The organism is Halomonas sp. AOP22-C1-8 (assembly GCF_052378905.1).
Lineage (GTDB): Bacteria > Pseudomonadota > Gammaproteobacteria > Pseudomonadales > Halomonadaceae > Vreelandella > Vreelandella citrativorans.
In genome coordinates this window covers 1-22,325 of sequence record NZ_JBQSYD010000004.1, presented here as the reverse complement: position 1 = coordinate 22,325, position 22,325 = coordinate 1, and the positions used below count along the sequence as shown (strand labels likewise).

The following is a 22,325-nucleotide window of genomic DNA, read 5'->3' as shown; positions in this document are numbered from 1 at the left end:
CGCTCAGCCGGTGTTTTTTATAGCGAAAACGTCGTTAACGGTTTAGTCGCCGATGACCATTACGGCTTCGGCTTCTACCTGGCTGCCTTTAGGCAGCGCTTTAACACCCACCGCGGCGCGGGCAGGAAACGGTGTAGAGAAAAACTCTTCCATTACTTTGTTAACGATGGCGAAGTTATCCAGGTCGACCAGGTACAAATTCAGTTTCACCACGTCGCCAAGCGAGCCTGCGGCTTCTTCGCAAACGGCTTTCAGGTTGGTAAATACCTGGCGTGCCTGTGCTTCGAAATCCTCGGAGACCAATTCCATGGTCGCTGGGTCTAGCGGAATTTGACCAGAGAGATAGACCGTATTACCTGCTTTGATCGCCTGCGAGTAAGGGCCAATCGCGGCAGGGGCTTTGTCAGTATTAATAACGGCTTTATTGCTCATGCGGTGTTTCGCTCCTCAGTTATTTAGTACTCGTCGTTATTCAGTACCAGTCATTATTAAGCGTTAATTATCCAACCAGCGTGTTTGTATAAGGTTTAAAAGGGATACTGTTTTTTTCCAAAATAGGGTTAATGACCGCAATAGCGTTACGTGGCCGGTGCCGAATGGCAGTTCGGCCAGGCCGCTTTAAATGGATTTAATTGGTCATACGGGTAATTTTGACGACGTTCGGCAAATTACGAATGCGCTTGATAATACGTGCAAGGTGAACGCGGCCCTTGACCGACAGCGTTAGATTAACCGTAGAGAGGCGCGCGTCGCGCTCCTCAATGCCGATTCGCTCAATATTAGCATCAGCATCGGTCACCAGCCCTGCAAGCTCCGCGACGAGGCCTCGGTGGCTTTCAATTTCAATCCGCAGTGCCACCGGGAAATCTTCATCAATCGCATCAGACCACTCAAGCGTAAACAGCTTATCAGGGTCGTTTTTATGCTCTGTCAGGTTTCTGCACTCGGCGCGATGCACCACCAGCCCTTTGCCCATGGAAAGGTGACCCAACACCGGGTCGCCCGGAAGCGGGTGGCAACAGCGAGCAAAGTTAATCACCATGCCCTCGCTACCGCTAATCAGCACGGCTTTACCGCCATCAAAGGTACCTGAACGGGAATCGAGAAGATCATCATGAGCGACATCTATCAAGCGCCTGGCGACCACATTCGCCATACGGTTGCCCAGGCCCAGCGACTCCAGAAGGCTATCCTGTGAGGCTATTTCCAGCTCTTTTAACGCTTGCTGAAGTACGCTGTCGTCAAGCTCTTCCAGACTGGTTTCAAACGGCGCCAGCGCCTTGTTAAGGAGCCGCCGACCAAGCGTAATCGCTTCGGTTTGCTGCTGATGCTTCAGCGCGTGGCGAATAGCCGAGCGCGCTTTGGCCGTCGAGACAAAGCTAAGCCAGGCAAGGTTGGGGCGTGCGCCGGGTGCGGTGATAATTTCCAGCGTTTGGCCACTTTCCACGCGTGTTGACAGCGGCGCCAGATGACGGTCAATTCGGCAGGCAATACAGTTATTGCCGATATCGGTATGCACGCTGTAGGCAAAGTCGATCACCGTGGCGCCTTGGGGCAGCTCCATGATGTCGCCTTTTGGGGTAAACACGTAAATATCGTCGGGGAACAGATCGTTTTTGACGTGTTCGATAAACTCCAATGAGTTCCCGGCGTGGCGCTGCATCTCCAATAGGCCTTTCACCCATGCCCGGGCGCGCGCATGGCTGCCTTCAGCAATCGGATGCGTGGTCTGCCCCGCTTTATAGAGCCAGTGAGCCGCAATACCGTTATTGGCCATGGCCTCCATTTCGCGGGTGCGGATCTGCACTTCAATCGGCATGCCGCGCGGCCCAAACAGCGTAGTGTGAAGACTTTGATAGCCGTTGGCCTTGGGGATGGCGATATAGTCTTTAAAGCGCCCCGGCACCGGCTTATACAGGTTATGCACCACGCCCAGGATACGATAGCAGTTGGCGACATCCTCGGTAATGATCCGAAACCCGAATACGTCCATGATTTCAGCAAACGGTTTACGCTGGTCGCGCATCTTTTTATAGATCGAGAGCAGGTGCTTTTGCCGCCCCATAACCGTGCCCTGCAACACCTCTTCATCCAGGCTTTGCTGCAGTGACGACTGGATTTCACGCATGGCGCTACGCCGATTCCCCCGGGCGCTGGCGACCGCTCGCTTGATACGCTCTGAACGCATGGGGTGGATGGCTTGAAACGAAAGATCTTCAAGCTCAATACGGATCGTATTGATGCCTAGCCGCCCGGCAATACGGGCGTAAATTTCCAGCGTTTCTCGGGCAATACGGCGCTTTTTATCCGGCCTGAGCGCACCAAGCGTACGCATGTTATGCAGGCGGTCAGCTAGCTTGACGATAATGACGCGAATATCCCGCGACATCGCCAATACCATCTTCTGGAAGTTTTCCGCCTGAGCAACGGCTTTATCTTCAAAGGTGATCTGGGTCAGCTTGGAAACGCCATCGACAAGCTCCGCCACCGGATCGCCGAACTGGGCAGCCAACGCCTTTTTGGAAACACCGGTATCTTCAATGACATCATGCAGCATGGCGGCCATCAGGCTTTGATGGTCCATGTGCATATTGGCCAGAATATTGGCCACAGCAAGCGGATGGGTAACGTAGGGCTCACCCGAGCGCCGACGCTGGCCATCATGGGCCTGCTCGGCGTAATAAAAGGCGCGCTTGACCTGCTGGATCTCATCTGAGGGTAAATAGCCGCCGAGTCGATCGGCCAGGTCATCAATGGTGAACATTTACCGCGCCCCTGCTCGTTTCAGCCTTAGTCGTCGATTTGGGCGCTGGGCGCCATGGCGGGACGCACGCGAACAGGCGCTTCAACAGGTTCGTCGAGTACGGTGTGATCCACGAGGCCTGCCGCAATTTCACGCAATGCCATCACGGTAGGCTTATCGTTTTCCCAAGCCAGCTGGGCATCACGCGAGCCACGTGCCAATTGGCGGGCGCGCTGGGTGGAAATCATCACCAGCTTGAAGCGGTTTTCGACATTTTCCAGACAATCTTCAACGGTTACGCGAGCCATGGGGCCTTCCTGTAATGACGACGCTGGGCCGATGTTGTTGGATAACGCCACCGGCCCAGCGAAAAAGAATAGTGATAGAACCTGATAGGTTACTCGACGCTGGGCGCCTGTGACAAGAGCGCATCCAGTAGTGGCGCATGGCGCTCGCTCACCTTGGTAAGCGTTAAGCGGCGACTGATCACCAGCGACTGCAGTTCCCGAAACGCCGTGGTGAAGTCATCGTTAATGACCAGGTAGTCGTACTCATTAAAGTGTGACATCTCGCTAACCGCATCACGCATGCGCCGTGCAATCACTGCATGTTCATCCGTACCGCGATTCGCCAAGCGGTGTTCCAGTTCGCCAAGCGATGGGGGCAGAATAAAGATGGATACCGCCTCAGGCATTTGTTCGCGTACCTGCTGCGCGCCCTGCCAGTCGATTTCCAGAATAACATCCTGGCCCGCTTTCAACAGCGTTTGAACCGCCTCGCGCGACGTACCATAGTAATTATCGAAGACTTTGGCATACTCAAAAAAGTCGCCACGCTTAATCATCGCTTCAAAGTCAGCCACCGTGGTGAAATGGTAATTAACGCTATCCACCTCACCGTCACGCTTAACGCGGGTAGTATGCGATACCGAGACCTGAATGCCATCAAGGCTTTCAATCAACTCGCGAACCAGACTGGTTTTGCCTGCACCCGACGGGGCGGAAACAATAAAAAGCGTACCTTGGGACATACAGCGCTTCCCTTGTTAGCGAAAAAACGGTTAGTAAAAATAGTTAGTGAAAACAGTTAGTGAAAACAGCTAGCAAAAAGATCATTAGCGGAGCAAGCAAAGCAACACGCTTATTTAAGGTGCGCAGTATCGCACACCCTCTGCGCGGACTGTAGAGTTTGCGTAAGTACCCAAGGAGGTTGGATGCGCAGCACGCTGGTTATATTGGCTCTTATTGCACTTGGTGTGGCCGTGCAAAAAGGTATTATTGACACTCCTCGTCACTGGGCACCGTGGGCTCCTCTTCATATCGATGATCCGATAACGCCCGTTACTCAGCTAAAAATCAAACGCTTAAGCAACAATAGAGACGCCTGTTTAGCCGCGCTGAATACCGTGCCAGACAGCGAGCTGAGCTATACCCCCCTTGCCGATTACTCCCCCACCGCAAACTGTCCACTGACCAATATTGTACGTATGCAGGCCAGCAGCGTGCGCTTTAACCAAAGCTTTGTGGCTTACTGCCCGCTAGCGCTTGCCTGGGTGATGTACGAGCGTCACGAACTGCAGCCGGCGGCGCAAGCAATCATGGGAAGCCGCGTGGCTCAGGTAAATCACGTGGGCAGCTTTGCCTGCCGCAATATTTACCATCGTGAGAGCGACCGGCGCAGTGAGCATGCCACGGCGGAAGCACTGGATGTTATCGGGTTTCAGTTTGAGAACGGCCAACGTATAACGCTGATCAACCACTGGGATGATGAAGGGGAAACAGGAGAGTTCTTGCGAGCAGCGCGGGATGGCGCTTGCCGTACATTTGGCAACGTATTGGGGCCTGATTACAATGCCGCGCATGCCGATCACTTTCACATGGGCATGCGCGGTTTCCGATTATGCCGTTAAAACCCGTGCTTTAAGAACATCATCCTTTAAGAGAAACAGGCCCTTAAGAAAAATAAGCGATGACGAACGAGCAGTGGGCTTTCACGCTTAATCGCGGTCTAGATTGATATCGTCTTCATCGGTCAGGGCACCCGTTGCGGCACCAACGCCTGCGCCTAGCGCGGCACCGCCCGTGACACTGCCACCCGTGGCAGCGGCAGCGCCCGCACCCACAGCGGCACCTACCCCAGCGCCACTCGCGGAGCGTTCACCCGTTGTTGTACCGCAGCCAGCTAAACCAATTGTTAGTGCGGTAATAGCGCTCAACGTTAAAACACGCGATGTCTTGATCAATTGAGTATGCATAGTCACCTCCTTATGGGTTGCACCCTTATACCCTAGGAATGAATGGCTATTTATGCCACTTTTATAACCCCACAGCCACGCTGTCGGTGCGTTTCTCAAGCCAGCGCCCCCACACAAAAATCGCTAGCCCGCATAGCGCCAGGCCCGTGCCCACCAGCCCCGTACTCGACCAGTTCAAACCCGCACTAATTGCCAACCCGGCAAGCCAGGCACCTAATGCATTAGCGCCATTAAACGCAGCATGGTTAAGCGAGGCCGCCATGGTTTGAGCATCCCCGGCCACATCCATTAAGCGAGTTTGTAACGAAGGGGCAAGGGCCATACAGGTACCCACAAGCCCAACGCACAGAAGTCCTGTCCATACATTATTGGCAGCAAAGTAATAAAGCCCTTGAATCAAGGCACACCAAACCAGAATTTTTGGAATGGCCCTCATCAGGTTCTTATCCGCCATGCGACCGCCGACCAGATTGCCAATAATCGACCCCACACCGAAAATCACTAGTACCAGCGGCCCCAAGGCCTCGCTCATGCCCGCCTGTTGCGTCAGAGTGGGCATCACATAACTAAAAATAGAGAACATACCGCCACAGCCGATACAGGCAATGGCAATCGTCACCAGAACGCGAGACTTGGCCAGTGCCGACAGCTCACGCAGCGGGCTTGCGAGTGCATCAAACGGCTGCACCGGCACCCACATACGAATTAATAGCGCGGTCAGTAAGGCGATAACGCCTACCCCGGAAAACGCGATTTGCCAGCCAAACTGGTTACCCGCCCAGGTACCCAGCGGCGCGCCGATTAAAATGGCCGTGGTTAAGCCCAGCATGACACGGGAAATGGCCCGGGCACGTTGATCAACCGGTACCGCCCCCGCGGCAACTAATGCCGCAACGCCGAAGTAGGCGCCATGCGGCAAACCTGCCACAAAGCGCAGCCCCACGAACGACCAGAACCCAGGCGCCATGGCACTGGCAATATTGCCGACGGCAAACACCAGCATCAACGCAATTAATAACCCCCGCTTGGGCACGCGCGCGGCCAATGCGGAAATCAACGGAGCCCCGACCACAACGCCTAACGCGTAGCTGCTGATCGCGTAGCCAACTTGCGGCACGCTAACCGCCAGGTCGCTCGCGACACGGTTCATCAGGCCCATTATGACGAATTCACTGGTGCCAATACCAAACCCACCTAGCGCCAAGGCGAATTCGGCCAAACGCGGGTTACGCGCCAGCCCTTGGGGCGACTCTTGCATTTTTTCTCCTCAGACGCGCCAAACGCCTGCTTAACAAACGGCCGTATAGTGGGGCGATGATCGCAGGATTAGACGAAAGTATAAATATGCTCAATGAAATATTAGCAGGCGAGTGTTTCACTTTAACAGACTACGCTTTGAAGCAGGCCTGCGGTTAAAGGCTTAATCCACAAAGCACCTTTAACACTCTGCATCCGTAAGGCGTATATGACCCCTGACACCATTGAACAGGCCCTAAAAACGCTCGCCAGGGCCGACACGGATATCGCCCGTGCCCTTCCATTGGTAGGGGCGCCCTCGCCACGTGTGCGTGATAAAGGCTTTGCGACGTTCTTCTCCACCATCGTCAGCCAGCAGCTTTCCACGGAAGCGGCTCGTGCGATTATGAGTCGCGTGAATATCCTGCTGCCGGAGCTTCATGCCCAAGCCGTCCTCGACACACAGGGCCAGGCACTGCGTGACGCCGGGCTCTCGTGGCGCAAAATCGAGTACGCCAAGGGGCTTGCCGAAGCAGAGCTTGCCGGCACCTTCAGTGCCGACGGGCTTGAGCATCTAAGCGATGAGGAAGTGATTGCCACGATTACCCAACTGCGTGGCTTTGGGTGCTGGAGTGCGGAAATCTACCTGATATTCTCGCTTAAACGCCCCGACATCTTCCCCGCCGACGACCTCGCCCTACGCGTGGCGTTAGGCCGCTTAAAAGGTTTAGACGACAAACCCACGCCCAAGCAGGCACGAAAGCTTACGCAGCACTGGGCGCCCTGGCGCAGCGTGGGGTCGCTGTTCTTATGGCACTACTATCGCGGCGAGCCAGTTTAAAAATCAAGCCTTTAGGCGTTCAGTCCGCCAAACTTACCGGCCTGATAATCCTCGACCGCCTGCACAATCTCTTCCCGAGTATTCATCACAAACGGCCCGTGCGAGTAAACCGGCTCATCAATGACATCGCCATGACCAAACAGCAGCTGAGCGTTGCTTGCGGCTTCAATCACAATGCTATCGCCCTCCCGGTCCAGTTCAACCAGTTGATGGGGTTTGGTGGATTCACCACTCACCGTCACGTCGCCACTCACCACATACAGAAACACCTGCCGCCCAGCGGCAACGGGCAACTGCTCGCGCACACCGGCAGGCAGCTTAAGCGTCGACATAAACACATTGGTTAACGTCTCGATAGGGCCGCTTGTATCGCCCCACTCCCCGGCGATCAGGTTCATTTCGCCGCCACCTGGTAGCGCAATTGCCGGGATTGAATCCTGTTGAAGGCCCACATAGCGCGGTTCGCTCATTTTCAGGCGCGCAGGCAAGTTGATCCACAGCTGCAAAATTTCCAGCGGACCACCCTCACGCAAAAACTCAGCGGGCGAGATTTCCGCATGCACAATACCGCTGCCCGCCGTCATCCACTGCACGCCGCCTTTATGAATCACGCTCTGGTGCTTGGCGCTATCGGCATGAGCAAGCGAGCCTTCCAGGATAAACGTCACCGTTTCAAAGCCACGATGCGGGTGCGGGCCAAACGGCAAGCCTTGATTATTGGCCGGATAAACCTGCGGGCCGTGATGATTCAAAAACAGAAAAGGATCCAACTGATCAAGACCCGGCCCAGGCAGCGGCCGCCGAGTGACCAGATCACCAATATCATCGCGGTGTGCCGGGTGCTGGGCGGTAACGCGGCGAACTGAGTTAACGGATGAGTCCGACATAAAATACTCCTTAACAAATTACCTTTAGCTTAAAACCTAAGCTAAAGAATGAGGAGCGAATAGTTTTCTTTGGATTGTTCAAGGAAATTGATGGGTGGCTGAATAAGAACTTTGATATGCGCAGCTACTTATTAATTTTGCAATTCGAGACGCATTGCGTCTCGAATTTCATAGGCTATGAGCACTCTCAAACTGGTTTCAGGAAAAGTATTCAAATTTTAAGCCTGCACGCAGCTTCCATTAACCAAGTTAGAGAGGCATGGTGCAGCTAACAGGGAACTGTTGGGGCAGTGACCATTTGCATAAGTCTATCCAGATAGTCCGAATCAGACATGAACAGCACATGTTTAGCACGGAGCTCCTCTGCAGTCATACCCCAGTGACTGTTAACCCACGCGCTTGTCGTACTGGAAGGGGCCAAAATAAAGCTTTCAAGCTCCACACACTCATCCCTCAAGCGGCGCTGGACATCCTTGATGCGTTCAGAGAATTCTATCTTTTCATCTTTGGGTCCAGTATGTCGTACGCCGTGAGGGTCAACGAAGACAATACGCTGCCTATCCTGATTAACATGCCAGAGGATGAAATCCGGGTAAAAGCCTCCTGCTTCAAAGAACCCTATTCCCTGCCGTACTAGGTTCCTGAGCAGATAAACCTGCTCACCTCGCTTAGCGATGGCCTGCTGGTTTCTCTTAAGCCATACTTTGAGATCCTCTACAAAACGGAATTCACTGTCATTGAGAGCAACCGGCTCAACACGAATCCGGCTATCTTTGCCAAGATGTAACAACGGATTATAGAGATGTGCACCGATCTGTACGGCGCTGACACCGTTTGCTTTGGATGAGCGATAGGCCACTTTTTGCTGCTGCTCAATCGCCGCCTTCATTTGTTTGATATCGTCGATTAGCGCTAACTCACTGCCATCAACCACCAACTGATACTCATTGGTGCTAGGCAAATTACCGCGCGCTTCCTCAAGTGCTACCAACTCCATGCGTGGCTCTAGGTAAGCACGCCGGTGATAGTTGAACACACGATCTAACAGCAGCGATAGCAGCTCTAACGCCATACTCTGATAACGCTGAAAGTTATCTGCATGGAGTTTCCATTGGTCATCGGGCACTAACAAGCTGTACCAAATCTGGCTTTTCAATAACTCGGGGAAACGCTCAGCGTCGATTAATACGTTAGCGTACCCACGGGCACGGCGATAACGCTCCAGATCACGTGCCAGCGCGGCCATGTCGATGAATAAAAGCCTGTCATCATCGAAATAGCGTGGCAGTTGCTTCGCCAAGCCGGGCTTAGCCATGACTTCTTTCACACCCGATGCTTGAATGCTATCTACCCTAGGGTAGCGATCTAGTTCAACCCGGCGCTCCTTTAGAACGATATCCGGTGTTAGGCCCAGCGGGCTATAAAAATCGCTGCTAATCACCGGATGCCCAAAACGCACCAATGGCCCATCACGATGAAAGCTGTAGGCCTGCCGAGTATCCTGGCGCACTTTAGGCCGTAGCATCTTCAATGATTTACCCACGTCTTCCATAACATTGAGCTTGAGGGTATGCACTTCCGGGTTATCGTTACCCGGCAAATCTTCGTCTTTGAGAAAGTCGCGGAAGGTGGCCATAAAGTCGGCGCCAACGCCAAACACGTTCAGCGTTTCCAGCAAATAGAGGTATTTGGGCGCAAGAATCGGATCAAGACGACTTGAACGCATCAGGCTCATATCGCGCCCTTTAAGACGCACCCCACGGCCGAAGAGTTGAATAATCTGCGAGCCTTCCTTCTTGCCGGTGTTCATCAGCCCCATGCTGGACACGCGCCAGCAGTTCCACCCCTCAATAAACTTTTTGGAGCCGATCAGTAGATTAACGGGCGAGCTTTCACGGGTAACCTCAGCAAAAATAGGGTTCGCGAGTTCAGACTTACGAACCTGCAGGTGCTTTATATCGTGGCTTTCCAGGTGTTCAGCCAAGCCCAAGGCGTCGCCCACATTGATCAACCCAAAGGGTTTTTCCGCTTCCCCCACCTTCAACAGCAGCTCGCCAGAGTCACCGGTAATCCGGTCAACATTGAGCGTGCCGCCACCTGCCGCATGGAACGTATGAGTAAGAATATCCCGATAGAGAGCGTCAACGGTGAGTTGCTGTTCCTTAAGCCACGGAAAGCTACCAGAGAAAATTTCATTGCCTTGCTTATCAATTAGGCCCGCACTTGCTGCATCCCCTTGATAGACAGCACTGAGCGCTTGCTTAGCTTGCTCTTTCTCGCCCAAAAACCACGCTAAAAAGCCCAACACCTGAGCGATATCGGAAGCACGCTCATTGTAATTGCTAGCGCTTTCTTTCTTGCCGTCGTCTTTCACCACGCTGGCACCCACAAACACCCATAGGGGTACGGCAAGGTTCCACTGGCTTAGCGCTCGGTGCTCTTCGCGGAAATATCGCTGCTGCTGGTAAAAAGCCAAGAGCGCCGCTGTCAGGTACGTGTAGCGCTGCCGCGTTTCTTTTTCGGGCAAATTGAAGATCCGGTAATCCTTACCGTAGCCATCTTCATAGAAATAGCGGTACCCATAATCAAAGAGAATATTTTTAGCGTAAGACTCCTCAACCCCATTATCCCCAGCGGCCACCACCGCTTCTTTGAAGGTTGCCGAATATTCGAAGGTGAAGCCACGCCCCGCCAGTTTGTTACGGTGCGAAAGCCAGCCTTTCTCCTCACTGGCAGAGCCCAACCCACGGTGCCCTTCGTCAACCAGCAGCAAATTGCCGTCACCAAAGCTATCGACGGCCATTTTCTTTTTGCCCTGCTCATTGCCGAGCTTGGTAATTTCGCTAATGGCAACACGGCTGAGTGACCGTCGCTCTCCGCTGAACAGATCTCCTCCATCTTGGCTAAGACGTTCCGCCTCTAGACTAGACTCGCGGCACTCAAGTAAATGCTGGTCGCTGAGGCGTTCATTGGGGGTGATTAAGATAATCTGTCCATAGTCGCCAATACGTTGGTATTGGCGGGCATAGTGGCGAAACTGGCGCACGTTGGTGTGCATCAGCAGCGTTTTACCGGAACCGGTGGCATTTTGCAGGCAGAGTTTATTAAGGTCTTCGTCCTGATAGCGGCCAATGCCCGTTTGGTAGCCCTGTCCTTGCCAAAAAGCGTTAAACCTATCCACCTGGGTGTTAAGGCTCTCTTTTAGCGCCTCACGGTCACGAAAATATTCGAATAAGTAAATTTCCACGAATAGCAGCGTCAGCCACTGGAAGTACTTCCACTCGACTTCCACCTCACGCTGCTGATTCAAGGCATCCGTGTGCTCGATGATATTGGCATCAAAACGCTTTAAATCTTCTTCGCTATATTGCCAGCTTGATTGATAGCCACCCAGCAGCGCGTGCAGATAGTGATGATGCCGGTCCCCGGTTAATCCTGGCTGACTCTCTTTGAGATTTTTATTCAGCAGTGTGATAGGGCGCACTTGGCTGCCCTTGTCACGGTACTGCTCAAGCGGGTCGATACCAAAGCGCGTCATCACCCACTGGTTGAGTACCAGTTTTTTAAGAAAGTCATTCTTGGCGCTGAGTACTTTGATTTTCGCTTGGCGTGGCTTACCTGCCATTAATGCGACTCCCGATCCTGTCGATTCTGATCATCACCCTGTTGGGTAGGCGCATCATCACCCATGAGGACTGGTCTATCGTTCTCCCAGACCACGGCATACTGCCCAAGGCGGCGTTTACGCTCAAGCGTTTCGGCAACAGCCGAGCGCAAGCTTTCTAGCATCTCATGAGTATCGGGGGTCAACTGAGTCATGGCTGAGACTCCTTAAGGAGTAAAGTGTAGTAACGCTCATCAAGCACCTGGCTCTGCGCACCCGCTTGCTCAAAAACCGGCGCAGGGGCTCCTCCCGCGTTCATAAAACAGCGTGCACGGGTAACGCTTGGCGCGTAGAGCATCAATAGGTTGTTCAGGCTGCGGGGGAAGCGGCGCTGGATATCTTTCAGCGGAATATGGTGGCCACCGTGAGAGACACGCTCAGCTACACGCAGACGTGACATCTCGGACGAAGGCAGCGCCAAATAGACGAGTTCGACCCGCCACCCCGCGCCCATCAGACGCTTTATCAAGCTGAGATACCCCCGCCCTGAGAGCGTTGTCTCAAAAGCAAAGTCTTCGCCTTCATTAATCGCGTCCTCGATTTCCTTGAGAAAAATACGGCTGGCAGACAGCAGCTCACGCTCAGGCGCTAAAGGCGACAGCCCGGCAGCAATTAAGTCGGCATTGATAAAACGCGCACATTTAGCCACCTGCGGCAAATAATGCAGGGCAAAGGTGGTCTTGCCAGCCCCATTGGGGCCAGCAACGATCCAACACGTAGGGATGGCAGGCTTAGATGTCATCATCACACCCTTCCCACATGCGTGCATGGAAGGTTTCTTCCAAGCTATGGACACGATCACGGGCACGGCCCGTCAAATTCAGGCCGTGGGGGCCATTGATATAGATGGTGTCGAACTCGCTGTCCGTAGTGCCGATCTTATATTTTTCGAGTAACGCCTCTAGCACAGCAGCATCTTTTTCCGCATCGTCCGTTAGCTTGCGCCATACCACTAGCACCTTGGCCAAGTCCTCGTCGCTGCCCGGGATACGGCGCACGTGGCCTTCCACTTGGCGAATCCAGTAAGCGCCATCTTCATTTTCCCGCAGGGTGACAGCCTTCAAGCGTGTGTTCTGGTCTTCCGGCAGCTCGGGGTCGGCCTCGCGCTCGAAGCGGGCTACGTAGGTGCGTGGTTTATCCAAATGGGATACGTGCAGGCCAATCAACCAATTAAAAGTCTCAACCAAATCCACTGCGGTTTTACGGCTTTCATCGCTACCGGGCTGCTTCACTTTCAGCATGTAACTTTCAGGGTCACGGAACCACTCGGTATTCAATAGGCTGGCCGAGCCGCGAGTTTCTACGTCGAGTAGATACTTGAGAGTGTAGTTGCGGCGCAGGTCAGAGTTCTGCTCAACCAGCGCATCGCGCTGGGGATTATCATCTAGCTCTAAGTTGTTGAGGGCATCGTCGTAGCTTTCTAAACAAAAATATTTGAAAGCATGTGAAAGACCTAAGTATCCACCTGATGTACTTTCCTGTGGATGCCCATCTTTCCATTTTTCAGAATACGCAGCTTTTTTTAATCTGCTTTTTAAAACGCTTTCAAAATAATCCCCCACCTCAACCAAACAATATTTACGACTACCCGAATCTTGTCTATTTAAATTAATGACAGCATGCCCAGTGGTCCCAGAACCCGAAAAATAATCAAGAACATGAGCATTTTTCTTATCAGCACCAGATATCCAAAGGCAATCTTTCACTGCATGCGGAGACTTAGCAAAAGAGAACTCAGCTACTGAGAACATATTTCTTAAAGTTGCACTACCATATTCTCTAGCTGCATAAAGCTTATCATCCCACCATGTTCGAGGAAGCACACCTGAATCAGGCTCATGCCGACGCATAATTTTGATATTACCAGCTTTTGTTAGGGCTACTTCGAGATCAAATATTTTTTCCTTAGCGGATATATGATAAAGGCTCCACACTCTTTCTTTACCATTATCATCAATTGGGAAAACTTTGACTTCATTATCTCCAAGGCTTTCAAGCTCAATCCATGACTTAGAGGCTGAGTCCCATTGAAGATCAGGAATACGAAGTGTCATTTTTTCTGGATTTACATAAATTGGGTAAAATTGTTTAGGACGCTCCTTACGATGCGTCACAGCTCCTCCATCTTTTCTAAAATTACGCCAATCTACATATTTACCTTCTTCAACTGTAAATCGAGATAATTGCTTTTCATTCCTAGGAAGGCGCGAAAGGCGAGCACCATCGCTATTCGAATGAAAAATTGCATATTCATGGCATATAGAAAAACCGCTTACTGTAGATCGGCCAGAAGGATTGTTGCGAATAACTGCTGTTCCAAGGTGAGCATCACCCCCGTACACACTGTCCAGCACCATCGATAACTCATTGACTTGATAGTCATCAATAGTAACACAGTTGATAGCGTCTTCTTTCATAAGAGTCTTAGATACAAAAAGCCTATCTTGTAACAACGAAACCCAAGAGGAGTTTCTATAACCATTTTTATAGTTAATTGGCCCTGCATCTGTATTATAGGGAGGATCTATATAAACGCTATCAAATTCACCCTCAAACTTATTTTTAAAAGCCTGTAAAGCTTGATAGTTCTCACCATTAACTACTAAACCATCGAGATTGGAGCCAGGACTTTCTAACAATGAAGAAATATCATAGAAAAATTGAAAATCAAAATTATTAGTATCCACCATCAAGTGGCAATATTTTTTAGATTTTATCACTTCATAGACGCCAAGTGATTTTATATCACGCTCTAACATACCAATATCAAGGCAGTACAGCTTCTCCCATTCTGACCTCTGACGTGGATTAGAAAGAGCCATACTTGCCAGATCTATATTAGCTTCCATTAGATCAAGTGTAAAACAGTAGCCAACCTCAGTAATAAACTTCTTTTTCAACCAAAGCTTTTTCTGAAAGTTCTCCAACTGCGCTAAGAAACCAATAACTTCCTTAGCCAATTTACGCAGCACTTGAATTTTTTTAAGCTGTTGCTCGACGATGAGCACATCCGCATCGTCGATATCATCCAGCCGCAGAATTTCATTTTTAATATAGAAATCCAGCTCGCGGGAGAGGAAGCCACCCAAGTCTTTGTGGATAAAGTAATCCATCGTGTTGCGGGCCGTGTACTGCTGCAAGTACTTGCCCAACAGCGTGCGCTCTTTCTGCTTGTCGGTGGGTGCACGGGTGGCCAAGTTCTCACGGTAAGCAACGACACCATCAGTGGCGCGCAGCGCTTCCATAATGCGCTCTTCAGCTTCCACCAACCGCTTTTTCTGCCAAACGCCACTCTGCCCGGTCTTTTCTGGATCAGGGCGGTATTCAAACTGCAGCACTAGGTCAGCGCCATCCAAGCGAATGGGTTCATCATGATGGATGATAAAGAAACGTTCGGTGCTCTCTTTAACATCGTTATGTTCACCTTCTGTGGCGTCCACCACGCGGCAGTGTACTTTGAGGGCAGCGTCTGTCGAATCAAACGCTAACCCTGTTTGGGCCGCGGAGCCTTGCAGCGTCTTTAACGCTTCGTTTAGGTTGAAGGTAAAATTGGCTAAGGTTTCGGAAGATTTTACGTAGTACTGATCTTTGTTGGCCCAGTGGAGGTAAACCTCACGGCCATCGTAGGGCACTGCGTAGGGAGCCGCACGGCTGTCATTCTCCGCCACGTGATGTCGGCGACTCATAAAGTCGCCTTTATCGTAGTAGCGTGAGAAGAAGCGATAGAGGTGGTCGTAGATATCTACCGAAGCACTCTGCTCCTGTTTAGCCACATGATAAGCCGCCCTGGCCTGTTTCACAGCAGGGGCGCTATCCGGATCTGGAGCACCTAGTTCTTCGGCTTGTTTACGCTTCTCATCAATGTCATGACGCATCGCTGATAGTTGCTGCTCGCCCTGCTTGGCGAAGGCATCTTCAATCGCCTGGGCTAAGTCTTCACGGATAAAGCGGGAGAGCTGGTCGCTTTTGGCATGCATGATGCGGTACAGCCCGAAATCCAACTCTGGCTTATCGAGCTGAAAAAGCTCGTGCAACAGCTTGATAAAGCGTTCCTTGTGACCGTCTGCAGTCGTAGCAACCATTGATTCGTATCCATCAGATCGTGCAACTGACGAGAAAAGCTCGACAGTTAGAATAATTGAAAAAGCTCGGGCAACCGCTAGGGCAGACCGATGATCATTGGGGAGCGCTCTGCACGCGCTTCGTGTTGGACGTCATAACGTGTCGTATAGCCGGGTGACGTGATTGGTGTAGCCAAGGGCAATGTTGCGCCCATCATCGACCATACAAAAAAGTAACCCTCCATGGTGCGCTGATCTGACGAGAAGCGTGGAGGGCGTTCACATAGAAGAGTAAACAGCTGGTTGATTGGGGTCAATCCGTGAATGCCGCGTGAGTACTTAAACGCCTACACAGCGAATCTGGAACAGCCGATTAGTCTGGCTTTTTCGATGCATCTGTCGCTCCAGAGCATCGATAAGTGCATCACGTTTTTCTTCGATCTCGTCTTGCACGTCGAAAATCATTTGCCGATCACGACACTGTTGGCGTTCGAGTAATTCAAGTGCTTTTTGGGCGACTTTTACTCTTCTAACGTAGGAAATCACTCTCTCTATTACTCTACTAGGTGTTATACCCGGTGCTGGCTTGGTAAGCAAAATAATGCCCTTACTTTCCGCCAGACGATGCAGCTTTCCGAAAAGGGCCGGGGATCACCCAAGACATAGCGAATGAAATAGCCATGACTGCGATTTGGCCCTCCGAATCGAATCACTGAGTATTCTGGTGATGCATCAGGCACCTGTTATAGGACTGGATGTATTTTAACAAAACAGCCGCGATGCGGGCAGTTCAACTTAATAGTCGCCGTGACCTTGGGAGTAGTTTTTAAGCTGACCCAAACGTCAACACTTGCTAATTATCCCTTGCCCAGCCAGTATCAAACCTCCACGCGTAGTGCAGGATGATAGGCAATGAGCTTGCTGACCCCGTTTGGGCCCCTTCAGGATATTCCACTTGATAACATCGAGCAGCTAAAGGAAATTCTCGTCCGTTCCGACAAAAGTCGGATGCTGGAAGGTCTGGTCATTGAGTCAGTGTTTAACGAGTATCTCAGCAAGCTTACCGGGCAAGGGATTGACGTATTGCCGATCTCGCTGGTTCGCACACTCACGGTGAAAACCCAGCGCCATTCGACGCGGAAAACGTTTGTGAATGCCTGGTGGGTATGGGACCACTCAGAAGCGTGTACGTCAGCGGCGGCGCTGCGCAGGCTTCTTGCGCCCAAAGGAAGTCATGAGGGGTTTTTGTTTGATTGTTATTACAACGAGTCGGCCAGAGACTTCTTTATCAAGGAGTGGAATGGCGAAACGCATATTCCCATTCAGTCCTTTATGCTGAAGAACCGCCGACAAACAGTGCCTCAATTCAGGATTCCTGCGGCGTCAGTCATTGATGAACACCGCTCCCAACAAGCGTTTTGGGCGGGCATTTCCAGCCAATATAGCGATGATCTTTTCAAGCGGGTCGTGCTCCATCGCTTGTTCAAAAACTGTGCAATACAGCCTTTTTTCGATGGCGTGTGGGATATTGACAGCCTTGCACGGCTGCCGGATAACACTTTCATGCAGCTGGAAGTTAAGCACAAGTTCCCGCGTGTTACTGGCCCTGATGAGAAGCTCTCTTTTGGGATTAATAACGGCCAGCTAAGAGTTATGCTGGCGTTGGCCCAGAGAGGCATCAAGACGCTACACATGATTATGGTGAAGCCGATCTGGAACAAAAACCTGGGCACGGGCTACCTACTCAACCGAATAGGGGATCGCAAGAACGTCGTACTATTGGCAAAGTTATTGGATGAAACGACCTTGCGCGAGATAATGAAAAGACGCTCATCAGCAACGGGGGCGGAACAATCCTTCACCGGAAAGGATGAGCAAAAAGCGCGCTACGTTACCCCTTCCGAGTTCCAGTTTCTGGGAACGCTTGACGATCCCGTCGAAGAAATTGCCAAAAACATTCATCTTGCTGCCACTGGCCATGTGGATCGCCCGGCCAGTGATCAGATGTTAAAGAACAGCCGTCTTCAGCAGTAAGGCCTCGCCAATACCGAATGATGGGTCTACAATCGTGGCAGATCGTCACACATTTGACCCAGAGAACCTCATGACTCTCCTTTTCGATATTGATAACGCTGCTGACTCAGACGCGGCTCCTCAACCAGCAGGTACTTCTCTATCGCCCTATGAGAGGCTTGATGACAGAGCTCTGTTGAACAAGCTGTTGGAAATTTACGATCAAAGAGCCATCGCTGAAGCACTTGCCGAGGTTGATAAGGGGAGCTGGTGCCGAGAAACCATTAATCGCTGGGCCAAAGGAAAGGCTGAACCCAAAGTTACCCGTGCCGCCTACCAGCGCATGGTGTCCATGCTGCCAACGCCTAAACCCAATGATCTCAAGCCGTCTTTTCGGTTCATTGACCTGTTCGCCGGTATTGGGGGAATAAGAAAAGGGTTTGAAGCCATTGGTGGCGAATGTGTGTTTACGTCTGAGTGGAACAAGTACGCCGTACGTACTTATAAAGCGAACCATTTCTGCGATCCGCTGACGCATCGCTTCAACGAAGATATCCGCGAAGTCACGCTGAGCTCGAACCTCGATATTGACGAAGATACCGCCTATAAACACATTGATCAGCAGATTCCTGATCATGACGTATTACTGGCAGGCTTTCCGTGCCAGCCGTTTTCTCTGGCAGGCGTTTCAAAAAAGAACTCTCTTGGCCTCAAACACGGGTTTGAGTGCGATGCCCAGGGAACACTGTTTTTTGACGTTGCGCGAATTCTGGCCGCCAAGCGGCCGGCGGCTTTTCTGCTTGAAAACGTCAAAAACCTCAAGAGCCACGACAAGGGTAAAACCTTCTGTGTGATCTGTGAGACGCTGGATGAGCTGGGTTATGAAGTCGCGGATGTTAACGCTCCCAAAGGCCAGGATCCCAAGGTTATCGATGCCAAACACTTCCTTCCTCAGCATCGCGAGCGGATTGTGCTTGTGGGCTTTCGTCGAGACCTTGATGTTCATGACGGCTTCACTCTAAAAGACATCGTCAATATGTATCCGAAGCAGCGCCCCTCTTTTGGCGAACTCCTGGATAAAGACGTCGATGACAAGTACATCCTGACGCCTAAACTGTGGGAGTACCTTTACAAGTACGCGCAGAAGCACCGCGAAAAGGGTAACGGATTCGGCTTTGGCTTGACCCGCTCCCACGACGTGGCCCGCACCTTGTCAGCCCGTTATCACAAGGATGGCTCGGAGATTTTGGTAGACCGTGGATTCGATGACACCCTGGATTTCTACAGTGAACACAACCTCACGCACCGGCCAAGAAGGCTGACGCCCCAAGAGTGCGCCCGATTAATGGGCTTTGATAAGCTGGGTGAGAGCAACTTCGTCATCCCGGTATCCGATACCCAAGCCTACCGGCAGTTTGGTAACTCGGTGGTTGTTCCGGTGTTTGAAGCAGTGGCAAAGCTAATGAAATCGCGAATTCTTGCTGCCCGAAAAATTGAATCTATCAAGGCGAAAGAAGACCAAAAACAGATAGAGATTCCCCTCGCGCAGTAACGGGTTTGCCAGGATTTTGAACGCCAGGATATCAGGGGCCATAGACGTATGGAAAAGCTGTCCAATCACTTTACGGGCGTTGGCGTAAAGCTGCTGAGTGAGGTTGAGGTTAACCCCAAAAAGTCCAACCAGCATGAGCTTCAAGGGGTTCAGAAGCTCCGGCAAATTCTCGGAAGTGAGCGGCTCTATATTGAGAGCACATGTCTCTATATGGGTGATGATGACACCGACAGGCTCTCTCAGAATGGGACGTTAACCTGGTACGATGCACGCGAGAATGACCCGGCGCGTAGTGCAGAGTTTCGTTTGTACTATAAAAGCAGCAATGAGCCCCTGAAGTCTGCGGCGGCGGGCGACACCCTGATTTATGCTCACCGGCCTGATGGTTCTCTGCTGCTGGTTATCGCTCCCCAGGAAAGTGAGCTTCGAACAGCGCTTCTGTGGCTGTTTGGTGTGCATGAGGAGCCTGGTACGACGCTTGAAATCGTCGACCCAACCCGCATCGAGGTTCCGGTTTCACTGTTTAACTATATTGCTGACGAAGTTGGGATAGCCGTCCCAAGAGCAGGTGCTGATGAGGATAGTTGGCTAGATCTACTGCTTGAAAGATTCGACCTAAAATTTCCCACCACTCGAAAACTGTCAGATCTGGCGCTTGAAACGCTGCAACATGATATTGATCCAGTCTCCGCGCCTGACGCTACGTTGATGGCATTGATCGAGCGCGAAGAAATACTCTTTAAGCAGTTGGAGCGCCACATTGTCAGTGCACACCTGGTAGAGCATGCCAACGGCTGGTCTAAAGATGTAGATGCTTTTATCAGCTTCTCTCTCAGTGTTCAGAACCGAAGAAAATCCAGAGCCGGGCACGCCTTGGAGAACCACTTGGAGTGGATATTTGGCAAGCACGGGTTACCGTTTGAGCGCGGTGCCAGAACCGAGAAACGCTCAAAGCCGGACTTCCTGTTTCCAGGCAGTGAAGCGTATCAACACGATGACTTTCCTTCTTCAAAACTTCATATGCTGGGCGTCAAAACCACCTGCAAGGACCGCTGGCGGCAGGTTCTGAATGAAGCACAGCGTATTCCTTTAAAGCACTTGCTGACCCTTCAACCCGGCATATCAGAGCATCAGCTTACGGAAATGGGGGATGCTGGCGTTCAGTTGGTAATTCCATCGCCGCTGCAGCCGTTTTACGCTCAAGGCAGCGTCGAGACGCTATCCAGCTTCATCGAATTTATTCGCGGGCATCACCATGGCGGACATTGTTGATCGTTCTACCCGGTCAAAAATGATGGCTTCTATCAAGGGCAAAAATACTGTCCCGGAGCGGTTCGTTCAGGCGGAGCTAGAGAAACGACATATTTCTTTTGACGCCCATGCGAAATACCTGCCAGGCAAGCCAGATCTTGTGATTCCTGTTTATCAGGTCGCTCTTTTTGTAAATGGCTGTTTCTGGCACCGTCATGAAGGCTGCTTCTATGCGACAACGCCCGCCAGCCAAAAGGAGTTCTGGCAGAACAAGCTCGCCGAGACCGTACGCAGAGACGCACGCAAACAGGCCGAACTAGAGGCTCAAGGATGGCGCGTCATCGTTGTATGGGAGTGTGGCGTGAAACACTGCCCGCAGGAATTTGAGGTAGTGATAGATGCTATCGAGGGCGAAATCGCCCTTTCAGAGTGGCCCGAAAAGCCGCCACGCGTCAGGGACTAAAAATGACTTTTCTCGATACAGGAGGGTTACGTCTACTTTCACCGCCCCTTCCAAACAATGTTTTGCATTACTAACGCGTAAAAGAGGCGAGTAACGTCCATTTGAGAAAGCGCTTAATACTGCCAAAGTCCCTGACTACGGCGGTCTTGAGTGATTAATGATGAAAACTCGCTCACTCAATATTCTGAATCTGAACACTGGCCGCCATGGCAGCGCTATAGGCCATCATGGCCTGACGATCCATAACGCGTTCCTACATCTGCAGTAAGCGCCCCATTTTTTCGATATCGACATCAGGATTGAGGGCAGCTCGTTCAATTACCTGGATGATCGCGGTGCTTTCTGCTGTAGAGGGCGACTCAACGGGACAGCCGTGACGGCGACAGCGGCGTTGGCTTTAGTTGGGGGAACTTACCGGGCGGGAGGAAGAATTTACCACATTAGAGGATCATGCCATGGGGCATCTCCATTAAAACAAGGAATGGTGATGATGCCGTGTTGCTAGGCATCGTTATGAAGTGATCGCGGCATTGCTCCGCTAAATGCAGGGCTAGCTCATTGGCTTTAATAGGTCCTAGCTCGATAAAACGTGCCTTGAGCGCAAACCACGGTGTCAGCGCGGTGGGTATGGTTAGCTAATCAGCTCTTCAGTCAGACGTGTTAAAGCCACTTCAATGGCATGGGAAATAAACGTCATTGTGTTACCTCGCGGCATAAGCCCTACAGCAAAACGCCCAGCCTTTTGAGGGGCTGGGCGTATGTATAGGCACAGGTAGACTAACTATTGAGCTAATTGGGGATATATTTAATCAATTCGGCACTGCTCTCCAAAGAGCTTGACAGTATTTAGAAACCTTTTGTCTGGACGGTAAGTACTTGCCAGTTGGGTAAATTCTTCATCGGTGTAAGTCTCTTTAAGTTTGCCGAATACACACTTGCATACAGATTTAGATGTACCACCCTGAAGGCATCCGGATAAAAATTCACCACGAATTTTTGAATTTTTATCCGCACAGCCAGCCAATATGAATAGGCTGGTGAACAAGAGAAGGAGAACAAGTGGTCTCATCGCTTGGAAGGTCATCTACATCAGTACCAGCGTGATGCCTATCAAGCTTCCGCCTACTAGTCCAACCAGTTGGGGGCCCATCATCCAAAACAAACGAATGAAAATTAGGCTAAAAAATCCTCCTTGAGTAAATGTAGCTGTTGGCATTGCAAAGCGGCGAAGAAAGTCGCCTATATGTGCTCCCAAAGCTCCTAATAACGTGCCAACCACCACTGCGAATAATTTGGCGAAAAATCCGGCGCCGAGAACTTCAGGGGCGGTGTTGAAGGTCACCATTAAGATTGAGACTAC

At 51.4% G+C, this 22,325-nt stretch carries 19 protein-coding genes; 6 read left to right on the top strand and 13 right to left on the bottom strand.

Features of this window, described 5'->3' with window-relative positions:
- Positions 1-42: 42 nt before the first annotated feature.
- The 4 genes from ACT3TY_RS03265 to gmk form a co-directional block, all read right to left on the bottom strand.
- Entirely contained in the window at positions 43-432 is a 390-nt protein-coding gene (locus ACT3TY_RS03265; RefSeq protein WP_087110278.1) for a RidA family protein, read from the bottom strand.
- A 196-nt stretch (positions 433-628) separates the two neighbouring features.
- The gene (gene spoT, locus ACT3TY_RS03260; RefSeq protein WP_444627323.1) at positions 629-2,764 is read right to left on the bottom strand and encodes a bifunctional GTP diphosphokinase/guanosine-3',5'-bis pyrophosphate 3'-pyrophosphohydrolase; all 2,136 of its coding nucleotides are present in this window, start codon (positions 2,762-2,764) and stop codon (positions 629-631) included.
- Between the two features lie 26 nt (positions 2,765-2,790).
- Positions 2,791-3,051, bottom strand: a complete 261-nt coding sequence (rpoZ, locus tag ACT3TY_RS03255; protein ID WP_087110274.1) for a DNA-directed RNA polymerase subunit omega — start codon at positions 3,049-3,051, stop codon at positions 2,791-2,793.
- A gap of 89 nt (positions 3,052-3,140) precedes the next feature.
- The gene (gene gmk / locus ACT3TY_RS03250) at positions 3,141-3,773 is read right to left on the bottom strand and encodes a guanylate kinase (protein WP_444621743.1); all 633 of its coding nucleotides are present in this window, start codon (positions 3,771-3,773) and stop codon (positions 3,141-3,143) included.
- A 183-nt stretch (positions 3,774-3,956) separates the two neighbouring features.
- On the opposite strand from gmk, the gene ACT3TY_RS03245 reads away from it, so the two are divergent.
- The gene (locus ACT3TY_RS03245) at positions 3,957-4,652 is read left to right on the top strand and encodes an extensin-like domain-containing protein (RefSeq protein ID WP_444627322.1); all 696 of its coding nucleotides are present in this window, start codon (positions 3,957-3,959) and stop codon (positions 4,650-4,652) included.
- Positions 4,653-4,739: 87 nt separating this feature from the next.
- Here the strand turns inward: ACT3TY_RS03245 and ACT3TY_RS03240 are convergent, their stop codons facing one another.
- Entirely contained in the window at positions 4,740-4,997 is a 258-nt protein-coding gene (locus ACT3TY_RS03240; RefSeq protein WP_441677696.1) for a hypothetical protein, read from the bottom strand.
- A 61-nt stretch (positions 4,998-5,058) separates the two neighbouring features.
- The gene (locus tag ACT3TY_RS03235; RefSeq protein WP_444627321.1) at positions 5,059-6,255 is read right to left on the bottom strand and encodes an MFS transporter; all 1,197 of its coding nucleotides are present in this window, start codon (positions 6,253-6,255) and stop codon (positions 5,059-5,061) included.
- Between the two features lie 207 nt (positions 6,256-6,462).
- Here ACT3TY_RS03235 and ACT3TY_RS03230 point away from each other — a divergent pair, with 207 nt between their 5' ends.
- Positions 6,463-7,074, top strand: a complete 612-nt coding sequence (locus ACT3TY_RS03230; RefSeq protein ID WP_444627320.1) for a DNA-3-methyladenine glycosylase family protein — start codon at positions 6,463-6,465, stop codon at positions 7,072-7,074.
- Between the two features lie 11 nt (positions 7,075-7,085).
- On the opposite strand, the gene ACT3TY_RS03225 is transcribed toward ACT3TY_RS03230, so the two are convergent.
- From ACT3TY_RS03225 to ACT3TY_RS03200, 6 genes are all read right to left on the bottom strand, one after another.
- On the bottom strand, positions 7,086-7,961 hold the full coding sequence (locus ACT3TY_RS03225; RefSeq protein WP_444627319.1) for a pirin family protein: 876 nt from the start codon (positions 7,959-7,961) through the stop codon (positions 7,086-7,088).
- Positions 7,962-8,229: 268 nt separating this feature from the next.
- Positions 8,230-11,586 carry a DEAD/DEAH box helicase family protein gene (locus ACT3TY_RS03220; RefSeq protein WP_444627318.1) on the bottom strand — a complete coding sequence of 1,119 codons (3,357 nt, stop codon included), beginning with the start codon at positions 11,584-11,586 and terminating at the stop codon, positions 8,230-8,232.
- Positions 11,586-11,780 (bottom strand): hypothetical protein, encoded by a 195-nt coding sequence (locus ACT3TY_RS03215; protein WP_444621738.1) that lies wholly within the window; start codon positions 11,778-11,780, stop codon positions 11,586-11,588. The genes ACT3TY_RS03220 and ACT3TY_RS03215 overlap by 1 nt, the downstream gene beginning before the upstream one ends.
- Positions 11,777-12,370 (bottom strand): AAA family ATPase, encoded by a 594-nt coding sequence (locus ACT3TY_RS03210; protein ID WP_444621737.1) that lies wholly within the window; start codon positions 12,368-12,370, stop codon positions 11,777-11,779. The genes ACT3TY_RS03215 and ACT3TY_RS03210 overlap by 4 nt, the downstream gene beginning before the upstream one ends.
- The gene (locus ACT3TY_RS03205) at positions 12,357-15,707 is read right to left on the bottom strand and encodes a site-specific DNA-methyltransferase (RefSeq protein ID WP_444627317.1); all 3,351 of its coding nucleotides are present in this window, start codon (positions 15,705-15,707) and stop codon (positions 12,357-12,359) included. Before ACT3TY_RS03205 ends, ACT3TY_RS03210 begins: the two co-directional genes overlap by 14 nt.
- 318 nt (positions 15,708-16,025) lie before the next feature.
- Positions 16,026-16,232 (bottom strand): hypothetical protein, encoded by a 207-nt coding sequence (locus tag ACT3TY_RS03200; RefSeq protein ID WP_192526799.1) that lies wholly within the window; start codon positions 16,230-16,232, stop codon positions 16,026-16,028.
- 366 nt (positions 16,233-16,598) lie between these two features.
- Between ACT3TY_RS03200 and ACT3TY_RS03195 the strand changes: the two genes are divergently transcribed.
- The 4 genes from ACT3TY_RS03195 to ACT3TY_RS03180 all read left to right on the top strand — a co-directional run bounded on the left by ACT3TY_RS03195 (position 16,599) and on the right by ACT3TY_RS03180 (position 20,965).
- Positions 16,599-17,720: a hypothetical protein gene (locus ACT3TY_RS03195; protein ID WP_444627316.1), complete on the top strand. Its 1,122-nt coding sequence runs from the start codon at positions 16,599-16,601 to the stop codon at positions 17,718-17,720.
- A gap of 70 nt (positions 17,721-17,790) precedes the next feature.
- Positions 17,791-19,251: a DNA (cytosine-5-)-methyltransferase gene (gene dcm, locus ACT3TY_RS03190; RefSeq protein ID WP_444627315.1), complete on the top strand. Its 1,461-nt coding sequence runs from the start codon at positions 17,791-17,793 to the stop codon at positions 19,249-19,251.
- A 48-nt stretch (positions 19,252-19,299) separates the two neighbouring features.
- Positions 19,300-20,523, top strand: coding sequence for a type II restriction endonuclease (locus ACT3TY_RS03185; RefSeq protein ID WP_444627314.1), 1,224 nt, complete (start codon positions 19,300-19,302; stop codon positions 20,521-20,523).
- A complete protein-coding gene (locus ACT3TY_RS03180; protein WP_444627313.1) occupies positions 20,507-20,965 on the top strand; it encodes a very short patch repair endonuclease in 459 nt (152 codons plus the stop codon). The genes ACT3TY_RS03185 and ACT3TY_RS03180 overlap by 17 nt, the downstream gene beginning before the upstream one ends.
- A 1,084-nt stretch (positions 20,966-22,049) precedes the next feature.
- Here ACT3TY_RS03180 and ACT3TY_RS03175 read toward each other — a convergent pair.
- The coding region (locus ACT3TY_RS03175) for a hypothetical protein (protein WP_444627312.1) at positions 22,050-22,325 on the bottom strand (276 nt) is incomplete at its 5' end.

Bases quoted from the DNA above. Each gene is read 5' to 3' on its own strand.
- ACT3TY_RS03240 (WP_441677696.1), bottom strand. From the start codon at position 4,997: ATGCATACTCAATTGATCAAGACATCGCGTGTTTTAACGTTGAGCGCT.
- ACT3TY_RS03220 (WP_444627318.1), bottom strand. From the start codon at position 11,586: ATGGCAGGTAAGCCACGCCAAGCGAAAATCAAAGTACTCAGCGCCAAG.
- ACT3TY_RS03180 (WP_444627313.1), top strand. From the start codon at position 20,507: ATGGCGGACATTGTTGATCGTTCTACCCGGTCAAAAATGATGGCTTCT.
- ACT3TY_RS03235 (WP_444627321.1), bottom strand. From the start codon at position 6,255: ATGCAAGAGTCGCCCCAAGGGCTGGCGCGTAACCCGCGTTTGGCCGAA.
- ACT3TY_RS03225 (WP_444627319.1), bottom strand. From the start codon at position 7,961: ATGTCGGACTCATCCGTTAACTCAGTTCGCCGCGTTACCGCCCAGCAC.
- ACT3TY_RS03215 (WP_444621738.1), bottom strand. From the start codon at position 11,780: ATGACTCAGTTGACCCCCGATACTCATGAGATGCTAGAAAGCTTGCGC.
- ACT3TY_RS03210 (WP_444621737.1), bottom strand. From the start codon at position 12,370: ATGATGACATCTAAGCCTGCCATCCCTACGTGTTGGATCGTTGCTGGC.
- ACT3TY_RS03195 (WP_444627316.1), top strand. From the start codon at position 16,599: ATGAGCTTGCTGACCCCGTTTGGGCCCCTTCAGGATATTCCACTTGAT.
- dcm (WP_444627315.1), top strand. From the start codon at position 17,791: ATGACTCTCCTTTTCGATATTGATAACGCTGCTGACTCAGACGCGGCT.
- ACT3TY_RS03185 (WP_444627314.1), top strand. From the start codon at position 19,300: ATGGAAAAGCTGTCCAATCACTTTACGGGCGTTGGCGTAAAGCTGCTG.
- ACT3TY_RS03245 (WP_444627322.1), top strand. From the start codon at position 3,957: ATGCGCAGCACGCTGGTTATATTGGCTCTTATTGCACTTGGTGTGGCC.
- spoT (WP_444627323.1), bottom strand. From the start codon at position 2,764: ATGTTCACCATTGATGACCTGGCCGATCGACTCGGCGGCTATTTACCC.
- gmk (WP_444621743.1), bottom strand. From the start codon at position 3,773: ATGTCCCAAGGTACGCTTTTTATTGTTTCCGCCCCGTCGGGTGCAGGC.
- rpoZ (WP_087110274.1), bottom strand. From the start codon at position 3,051: ATGGCTCGCGTAACCGTTGAAGATTGTCTGGAAAATGTCGAAAACCGC.
- ACT3TY_RS03205 (WP_444627317.1), bottom strand. From the start codon at position 15,707: ATGGTTGCTACGACTGCAGACGGTCACAAGGAACGCTTTATCAAGCTG.
- ACT3TY_RS03265 (WP_087110278.1), bottom strand. From the start codon at position 432: ATGAGCAATAAAGCCGTTATTAATACTGACAAAGCCCCTGCCGCGATT.
- ACT3TY_RS03230 (WP_444627320.1), top strand. From the start codon at position 6,463: ATGACCCCTGACACCATTGAACAGGCCCTAAAAACGCTCGCCAGGGCC.